We start from the raw sequence: 8,226 nt of genomic DNA, 5'->3' as shown, positions 1-8,226 counted from the left end.
CCCCACAGCACCGACACGACACCGAGCACCACGACGACGATCGCGGCCGAGCGCCACGGGCCGGGCAGCAGCGGCATCGCGATCCGCACGAACCCGTACGTGCCCATCTTCAGCAGCACCGCGGCGAGCACCGCCGACCCGGCGGCCGGGGCGTCGGTGTGCGCGGGCGGCAGCCAGGTGTGCAGCGGCCAGACGGGGGTCTTGATCGCCAGCCCGACCCCGATCCCGACGAGGGCCAGCACCCCGGTCGCGCCGCTCCCGGCGAGCGGGTCCCGGGCGGCGAGCGCGGGGATGTCGAACGTGATGCCGCCGCGGTCGCGCGCGGCCACCGCGAGCACGAGGAACCCGAGCAGCATCACCAGCGAGCCGAGGAACGTGTAGAGGAAGAACTGCAGCGCCGACCGGAGCCGGTCCCCGGATCCCCACCCGGCGATCACGAAGTACATCAGCACGATCGACAGGTCGAAGAACACGAAGAACAGCACCAGGTCCAGGGCGAGGAACACCCCGACGCAGACCGCCTCGAGCGCGAGGAACAGCAGCACGAACGCCCTGGTGCGGGACGGGTCCTCGTCGACCGGACGCCGCAGCGAGTACAGCGCGACCGCCAGGAACACCGCCGCCGTCATCGCGACCAGCGGCGCCGAGAATCCGTCGGCGCCCAGGTGGTAGCCGACCCCGAAGGCCGGGATCCATCCCACGAAGACCTCGTCGGTGAACCCACCCGCCCGCGGCACGGCCGCCCACACCACGACCGCCCCGGCGACCTCGACCGCGGTGAGGGCCAGCCAGACGCCGAGCACGACCTCCCGGCGCGCGGCCGGGACCGCGGCGAGCACCGCCGCCACGACCAGGGGCGCGAGCCACAGCGCGGTGAGCATCAGCGCACCCCCGTGACCACGAGGACCGCCACCAGCGCAGCGAGGGCGCCCACCGCGACGAGCCCCTGCGCGTAGTACTGGTGCTGCTGGCCGGTCTGCGGCCGCCGCGCGAGATCGCCGAGGCGCCGGACCCCGGTCGCGAGGGCCGCCACCGCGGCCGCCAGCGGGCGCTCGCCGCGCTCCTCGACGACACGGGCGAGCCGCGGGACCGTCGCCGTCGCCCGCGGGAGGGCGGTGCCCAGGGCACCGTCGGCGCGGTCGAGCAGGTGCGCGAGACCGAGGACCGGGCGGACGACGACGGCGCGGGTCGCCGCTTCGAGGCCCAGCCAGCCGCGGGCCGCCGACGCCAGGCGGGGGAGCACGGGGGAGCGCAACCGGATCGGGCGGGTGTGCAGCGCCCACGTCGCCACGGCCGCGAACGCCACGACGACGCCGGTGGTCACCAGCTCCCCGGCGTCGGCCCGGGGGACCAGCCCGGCGAGGACGGCGACCCCGCCGACGGCGGCCGCGGGCACCGTGAGCACCACCAGCGGCAGGGTGATCGCGAGCGGGACGTGGCGGCGGGGCCGGTCGCTGCCCCGGCGGATCGACGGCGACCGGGTCGGCCGCCAGACGAACCACACGGCCCGGGTGGCGTACACGGCGGACAGCGCGGTGGCCAGCAGCCCCGCCACGGTGAGCAGGCCCTGCCCCCAGAGATCCTGGCTACCCAGCGGCACCCCGCCCAGCACCGCGTCCTTCGTCCACCAGATCGACAGCGGCGGCAGGCCGGCCAGCGCGGCCGCGCCGACGGTGAACGTCACGCCGACCACCGGGTGGCGCCGGGCCGCCCCGCGCAGCACCGGGAGCGACCGGCTGCGCAGCACCAGGAGCCACCCGCCCGCCGCGAGGAAGAGCAGCGCCTTGACCGCGGCGTGCGCGACGAGCAGGCCCGCCGCACCCGCCGTCGCACCCACCCCGGCGCCCAGGACCATCAGCCCGACCTGCGCGCACGTCGATGCGGCCAGCAGCTGCTTGAGGTCGCGCTGGGTCGCGGCGACCACCCCGAGCACGACGGCGGTGAGCGCGCCGACCCAGGCGACGAGCGTGGCCGCCCACCCGGTGGCGGCGAGCAGCGGGGCGACGCGGATCAGCAGGACCGCCCCCGCCGCCACCATCGTCGCCGAGTGCAGCAGCGCCGAGACCGGGCTCGGCCCGACCATCGCGCCCGAGAGCCACGCCGAGAACGGCAGCTGCGCCGACTTGCCGAGCGCGGCCACCACCAGCCCCGCCGCGAGCAGCGAGCGCCAGCCCTCTCCGGCGGTGGCGGTCGCGGACAGCGCCAGGCCGGGGACGCCTGCCGCGAGGGCGGCGCCGGTCGCGACGTAGAGCCCGACGTCGGCGGTCCGCGTCGTCAGGAAGGCGCGGGTGGCCGCCGGCCCCACCGCGCGGTCGCGGCGGTCGAAGGCGATGAGCACCCAGCTCGCGGCGCCCATCACCTCCCACGGGGCGAGGAGCGCGGGCAGGGTCGCGGCGGTGACCGTCCCCAGCATCGCCGCCAGGAAGATCAGGACGGACCCGACGAAGCGGCCCTCGCGCAGCTGCGGCTCCGCGGCCGCGGCGAGCAGGACGAGCGCGCCGATCACCGCGACCGTCACGGCGAGCACCGCGCCGAGGCCGTCGACGGCGTAGGTGAAGGTGACCCGGCCGAGCAGCGGGACGACGAGCGTCGGGGCCACGGGAGCGCGGAGCACGGCCACCGCGAGCTGGCCCGCGAGCACCGCGGTGACCACGGCGGCCACCAGCCCGCCGGCGACCACCCGCGCCCCGAGCGCCCGGGGGAACCCGGTGACGAGGGCGAGCCCGGCGCACAGGGGCAGGGTGAGCAGCAGGGCCAGGAGGAGGGTCATCCGTGCCCCCTCACCGCGCCAGCTCCGCGGCGTCGTCGGTGAGATCGACGCGGCGGGCGCGATAGAGGGCGAGCGCCACCGCGAACCCCATCGCCATCTCCACGGCCATCACGGTCACCAGGACGACCACGAGCACCGAGGCGTTGCCCGGATGACCGCCCGCGGACCAGATTCCCCCGGCCGCGAGGATCAGCCCGTTCACCACGAGCTCGAGCCCCATCATGATCATCACGATCGACTGCTGGGAGAGCGCGCCGTACACGCCGGTCGCGACCAGGGCGGCGGCCACCACCAGCACCACCCGCAGGGTCAGCTCGGTCATCGGCCGCCCCCTCGCGAGACCGACAGCGCGACGGTCCCGACGATCGTCGCCAGCAGCGCCAGCCCGAGCACCGTCATCGTCAGCATCTGCGGGCCCATGAGGTCGACGCCGAGCGCCGTCGTCGGGTCCCCGGCCGCGGCGGGGGGCGGGCTGATCGGCCAGGGCACGAGCAGCGCACCGGCCGCGAGGCCCGCGAACACCCCGAGCGCGATCAGGCGGGACCCCCAGCGGTTGTGGACCATGGTCATCGGCTCCAGGCCCGCCGGGTTCATCATCAGCATGACCATGAAGACCACCATGATCATCATCTCGATCGTCATCATGAGCACCACGACGATCCCGAGATAGGTCAGCCCGAACGCCAGCAGCAGCACCGCCACCGCGACGAACGAGGCGAGCAGCAGGAACGTCGCCCGGGCCATCGAGTCGACGACGAACACCCCGATCCCGGTCACGACCGCGACGAGGCCCAGCGCCGCGCACAGCACCAGCAGCGTCATCCGAGCACCACCACGGTGACGACCAGCGCCTGCGCGACGGCCAGCGGGATCAGCACCACCCACGCGAGCGTCGCGAACCGCTCCATCCGCAGCACCGGCACGACCCGGCGCAGCCCGAGCAGCAGCGCCAGGACGACGAGCAGTTTGATCGCGACCCACAGCCACGCGGGCCCGCCGAACGCGTCCGGCCCCGTGATCGGCGGTGGCGCGCCCCCGCCGAGGAACAGCGGCACCGCCATCGCCGCCGCCGCGACGAGCAGCATCCACCGGCCCGCGTGCAGCAGGAGGCGGTCCAGGCCGGCGTGCTCCGCGGCGGCGCCGCCCGCGAGGTCGCGCCCCAACGGCGCCGCGAACGGGCCCCAGAACGCCATCGCCGCGGTGGAGACCAGGTAGAGCACGAACGCCGCCGGCATCCACACGGCGTACCAGAGTCCGTGCTGGGCGTCGGCGATCCTCGCCGGGTCGAGCGAGCCCGCCGCGACGGCCGGCGTGATGATCGCGAACATGTGCGGCAGCTCGTAGGCCAGGCCCAGCGGGAGCACGCGGTAGCCGCCGGCGAGCGACGTCGCCGCATTCGGCCCCCAGCCCGCCGTCCACACCGCGAACCAGGCCAGGACCTCCATGGCGTTGAACCAGACGACCCCGACGTCGAGGTCCACCGGCGCGCTGGTGCCCGGCAGGCCGAGGGGGACGACGGCGAGGGCGAGGACCGCCGCGACCGGGAGGACGGTGAGGCCGACCCGGGCGAGCAGCGGATCGTCGTCGGGCGTGCGCCTGCGCTGCTTCGTGAGCAGCCGGAGGGTCTCGACGACGGGTGCTCCGGCGCGGTCGCCGCTCGTCACCGCCCCTCCGGCGGCCGCCAGACCCGCGACGACGACCAGCGCGGGGGCGAGCAGGAGCAGCAGCAGGGTCGGGAGGTCAGCCATGGTGCTCGTGGCCGTGATGATGGTCGTGGCCCGCCGTCGCGGGCCGGAAGGGCTCGACCGGACCGGCCCCGAGCGCGGTGTCGGGGTCCATTGCGGCCAGCGCCAGCCGCGCGGCCCCGAGCTCGAGGCCGACGAGGGCGGCGACGGCGCGGTGCGCGGCCGGGCGCACCGGCGGGGCGAGGCTGCCGCCCAGGCCCGCGGCGAGCGCCCGGACCCGCGCCTCGACCGTCGACTCCGGGACCGGGACGTGGTCGGTGGCCGCGAGCGCGATGCCGCGCAGGGTCCAGGCGAGGGTGCGCGAGCGGGCGAGCCGCTGACCGAAGGCCGCCGTCTCGCCGGGCGCGGGGTCGCCGTCGCGCAGGGTGCGGGCCCGGGCGGCGGCGCGGTCGGCGCCCGCGAGGCCGAGCACGCGGACGAGGGCGTCGAGCCGGGTGCGGTCGGGTCCCAGCGGGCCGTGCCTGCCGCCGGGGCGGTCGCGGGGACCGGGGACGTCGAGGACCTCGGCGCGCGCGTCGGTGACGAGGTCGCCGGCGAGGGCGGCGTGCACGACCAGTCCCGCCGGCCAGTCGGGGAGGACCGGCCCGAGCACGACGTGCAGCGCGTCGAGAGCGAGCCCGTCGCGGTCCGAGTCGGCCAACCCCGCCATCACGGGCTCGGGCGCAGGGGATTCCCCGATCGAGGATGTGGAGTTGCGGACGTCCAACGTCAGCGGTGCCGCATCGCTGACGCTGGGGGTCAGCGGTGCCGCATCGCTGACATCGGGGTCGCCCCCGCGCGCCAGCCGCTCCTGCGCCCTGTCCAGGGCCTCGGCGAGCTCCGCGGCCGCGCCCACCGTCACGAGCACCCGCGGCGCGGGCACCGTCGCCCACACCGCCCGGACCACCGCCGTCATGCGGCGCCCGAGCCCACCGGCGACCAGGACCACGTCGGCGTCCGCGGGAGAGTCGGCGGCGGGCCAGCGGCGTCGGGCGAGCTCGGCCTCGGCGGCGAGCCGGACCGCGAGCAGGTCGTCGGTGACGGGGGCCGGGGCGATCGTGAGGACGTGCGGACGGCGGGCGGCGAGGCGCAGCGCGAGGCTCACGACCACCGGAACGCCCCCTCCCGCCACGCGTAGAGGACGCCCACGAGCAGCACCCCGAGGAACGCGAACATCTCGACCGCGGCGCCCGTGCCGCTGCGGGCGAGGACCAGCGTCCACGGGTACATGAAGATCATCTCCATGTCGAAGGCGAGGAAGACCAGCGCGATCGTCGACCACCGGACGTGGAACCGCGAGACGGCGTGCTCGACCGGGGGAAGCCCGCCCGCGTGCGGCCACGCGCGCAACGGCCGCCGCTGCGCCCGCACCAGCCAGGACACCGCCACGACCAGCCCGACCCCGACGAGGGCCGCTCCGGCGACCACCGCGAGGCCGAGCGTGGCGCTCACCCCCGGGCCTGCGGCGCGAACCGGCGCAGCCGCAGGCTGTTGGCGACGACGAAGACGCTCGAGAACGCCATCGCCGCGCCCGCGACCATCGGGTTGAGCAGGCCGGACGCGGCGAGCGGGATCGCGGCGACGTTGTAGGCGAACGCCCAGAACAGGTTGCTCTTGATCGTCGCGAGGGTGCGCCGGGCCAGTCGCAGCGCGTCCGGGACGGCGCCGAGGTCCTCACGGACGAGCGTCACGTCGCCCGCCTCGATCGCGGCGTCGGTGCCCGCGCCCATCGCGAGCCCGAGGTCCGCGCGGGCGAGCGCCGCGGCGTCGTTCACCCCGTCGCCGACCATCGCGACCACGTGCCCGTCCGCCTGCAGCGCCGCGACGGCGTCCGCCTTCTGCTCGGGCAGCACCCCCGCGTGCACCTCGTCGATCCCGGCCCGGGCCGCCACCGCGCGGGCGGCGGTCTCGTGGTCGCCGGTGAGCAGGACGGGCCGCACCCCGAGGGCACGCAGCGACGCGACGGCGCCCGCGGCGGACTCGCGCACCGTGTCGCTCACCGCGAGGACCTCGCGGGCCTCGCCGCCCCACCCGACGAGGACCGCCGTCGCCCCGCCCGCGCGGGCCTCCTCGACCCGCGCCGACAGCGCCGCCGGGACCCGCATCCCGTGCTCGGCGAGGAGCGCGGGCCTGCCGACGACGACGTCGTGGGCCGAGACGCCGTCGTGCACCGTCCCGGTCACGCCGAGTCCGTCCACGGTGCGCGCGCCGGACACCGCGGGCAGCGGACCGACACCCCGGGCGGCCTCGGTGATCGCCCGCGCGATCGGGTGGGTGGAGCCGTCCTCGACCGCCCCGGCCCATCGCAGCGCCGTCGCGTCGAGGGCGTCGGGGTCCGCCAGGCCCATCACCCCGGTCGTCAGGGTGCCGGTCTTGTCGAGGACGACGGTGTCGACCCGGCGGGTGGACTCCAGGACCTCGGGGCCGCGCAGCAGGATCCCCAGCTGGGCGCCGCGACCGGTGCCGACCATGAGCGCGGTCGGGGTCGCGAGCCCGAGCGCGCACGGGCACGCGATGACCAGCACGGCGACGGCGGCGGTGAACGCGGCCGTCAGCCCGCCACCGAGGAGGAGCCAGCCGGCGAAGGTCGCGGCCGCGATCACCACGACGATCGGCACGAACACCGCCGACACCCGGTCCGCGAGCCGCTGGACCGCTGCCTTGCCGTTCTGCGCCTCGGCGACCCGTCGGGCGATCCGCGCGAGCTGGGTGTCGGCGCCGACCCGCGTCGCCCGCACCACCAGGCGCGACCCGACGGCCACCGTCGCCCCCACGACCTCGTCGCCAGGCGCGACCTCCACCGGCACCGACTCACCGGTCACGGTGCTGGCGTCCAGCGCGCCGACCCCGTCGACGACGACGCCGTCGGTCGCCACCCGCTCGCCGGGCCGCACCACGAACCTGTCCCCGACGGCGAGCTGCTCGACCGGGATCCGGTGCTCGACGGTGTCCCCCGAGGGCAGGTCGCGCAGCACCGCCACGTCCTTCGCGCCGAGGTCGAGCAGCGCCCGCAGGGCGGCCCCCGCGCGGCGCTTGGCCCGGGCCTCGGCGTAGCGGCCGGCCAGCACGAACGTCGTCACCGCGGCGGCCGTCTCGAGGTAGATGGCGTCGCCCGACGTCGGCGCGAAGGTGAACGCGTGGCGCATGCCGATCATCCCGGCGTCGCCGAACACCAGCGCCCAGACCGACCACGCGAGCGCGGCGAGCGTGCCGAGCGAGATCAGCGTGTCCATCGTCGCGGCGCCGTGACGCAGGTTCACCGCCGCCGCCCGGTGGAACCGCGCCCCACCGATCAGCACCACCGGTGCCGCGAGCGCCAGGGAGACCCACTGCCAGGCGGGGAACTGCCACGCCGGGACCATGGCGAGGGCGACGACGGGCAGCGTCAGCACCAGGCTGACGAGCAGCCGGGTGCGCAGGACCTCGGCGTCCTCGTCGTCGGCCCCGCCGTCGGTCTCCGGGCGGGCCGCGCCGTAGCCGAGGTGCTCGACCGTGCCGACGAGCTCGCCGAGGCCCACCGAGCCGGGGTGCGAGACCTGGGCGTGGGCCGTCGCGTAGTTGACGGTCGCGGTCACGCCGTCGAGCCGGTTGAGCTTGCGCTCGATGCGCATCGCGCACGAGGCACAGGTCATCCCGGTGATCGCCAGCTCGGTGGTGCTGCGCCCCTCGGCGGGTGCCTCGGCCGTCGTCATCTCGCTCCCTCCGGTGAACGGCACCAGGAATACCCCGAGG

General features: G+C 76.4%; 8 protein-coding genes. All 8 read right to left on the bottom strand.

Going from position 1 to position 8,226, the window contains the following annotated elements; genetic code table 11:
- The coding region (locus VGI02_RS06925; protein WP_331626550.1) for a complex I subunit 4 family protein at window positions 1-881 on the bottom strand (881 nt) is incomplete at its 3' end.
- On the bottom strand, window positions 881-2,770 hold the full coding sequence (locus VGI02_RS06920; protein ID WP_331626549.1) for a proton-conducting transporter transmembrane domain-containing protein: 1,890 nt from the start codon (window positions 2,768-2,770) through the stop codon (window positions 881-883). The genes VGI02_RS06925 and VGI02_RS06920, both read right to left, overlap by 1 nt.
- A 10-nt stretch (window positions 2,771-2,780) precedes the next feature.
- Complete coding sequence (locus VGI02_RS06915; RefSeq protein WP_414638210.1) at window positions 2,781-3,083, bottom strand: NADH-quinone oxidoreductase subunit NuoK; 303 nt, start codon at window positions 3,081-3,083, stop codon at window positions 2,781-2,783.
- Window positions 3,084-3,088: 5 nt separating this feature from the next.
- Window positions 3,089-3,592 carry an NADH-quinone oxidoreductase subunit J gene (locus VGI02_RS06910; protein WP_331626547.1) on the bottom strand — a complete coding sequence of 168 codons (504 nt, stop codon included), beginning with the start codon at window positions 3,590-3,592 and terminating at the stop codon, window positions 3,089-3,091.
- Window positions 3,589-4,518, bottom strand: a complete 930-nt coding sequence (locus VGI02_RS06905) for an NADH-quinone oxidoreductase subunit H (RefSeq protein ID WP_331626546.1) — start codon at window positions 4,516-4,518, stop codon at window positions 3,589-3,591. Before VGI02_RS06905 ends, VGI02_RS06910 begins: the two co-directional genes overlap by 4 nt.
- Window positions 4,511-5,605 (bottom strand): hypothetical protein, encoded by a 1,095-nt coding sequence (locus VGI02_RS06900; RefSeq protein ID WP_331626545.1) that lies wholly within the window; start codon window positions 5,603-5,605, stop codon window positions 4,511-4,513. Before VGI02_RS06900 ends, VGI02_RS06905 begins: the two co-directional genes overlap by 8 nt.
- Window positions 5,596-5,946: an NADH-quinone oxidoreductase subunit A gene (locus tag VGI02_RS06895; RefSeq protein ID WP_331626544.1), complete on the bottom strand. Its 351-nt coding sequence runs from the start codon at window positions 5,944-5,946 to the stop codon at window positions 5,596-5,598. Before VGI02_RS06895 ends, VGI02_RS06900 begins: the two co-directional genes overlap by 10 nt.
- Entirely contained in the window at window positions 5,943-8,186 is a 2,244-nt protein-coding gene (locus tag VGI02_RS06890) for a heavy metal translocating P-type ATPase (RefSeq protein ID WP_331626543.1), read from the bottom strand. Before VGI02_RS06890 ends, VGI02_RS06895 begins: the two co-directional genes overlap by 4 nt.
- Between the last annotated feature and the right edge of the window lie 40 nt (window positions 8,187-8,226).

Origin of the sequence: Actinomycetospora sp., assembly GCF_036497245.1 — a bacterium.
In the GTDB taxonomy this organism is placed as follows: Bacteria; Actinomycetota; Actinomycetes; order Mycobacteriales; family Pseudonocardiaceae; genus Actinomycetospora.
This window is presented reverse-complemented; position numbering and strand designations above follow the sequence as displayed.

Excerpts from the sequence above, each read along its gene's own strand:
- VGI02_RS06890 (WP_331626543.1), bottom strand. The coding sequence starts at position 8,186 with ATGACGACGGCCGAGGCACCCGCCGAGGGGCGCAGCACCACCGAGCTG.
- VGI02_RS06920 (WP_331626549.1), bottom strand. The coding sequence starts at position 2,770 with ATGACCCTCCTCCTGGCCCTGCTGCTCACCCTGCCCCTGTGCGCCGGG.
- VGI02_RS06905 (WP_331626546.1), bottom strand. The coding sequence starts at position 4,518 with ATGGCTGACCTCCCGACCCTGCTGCTGCTCCTGCTCGCCCCCGCGCTG.
- VGI02_RS06910 (WP_331626547.1), bottom strand. The coding sequence starts at position 3,592 with ATGACGCTGCTGGTGCTGTGCGCGGCGCTGGGCCTCGTCGCGGTCGTG.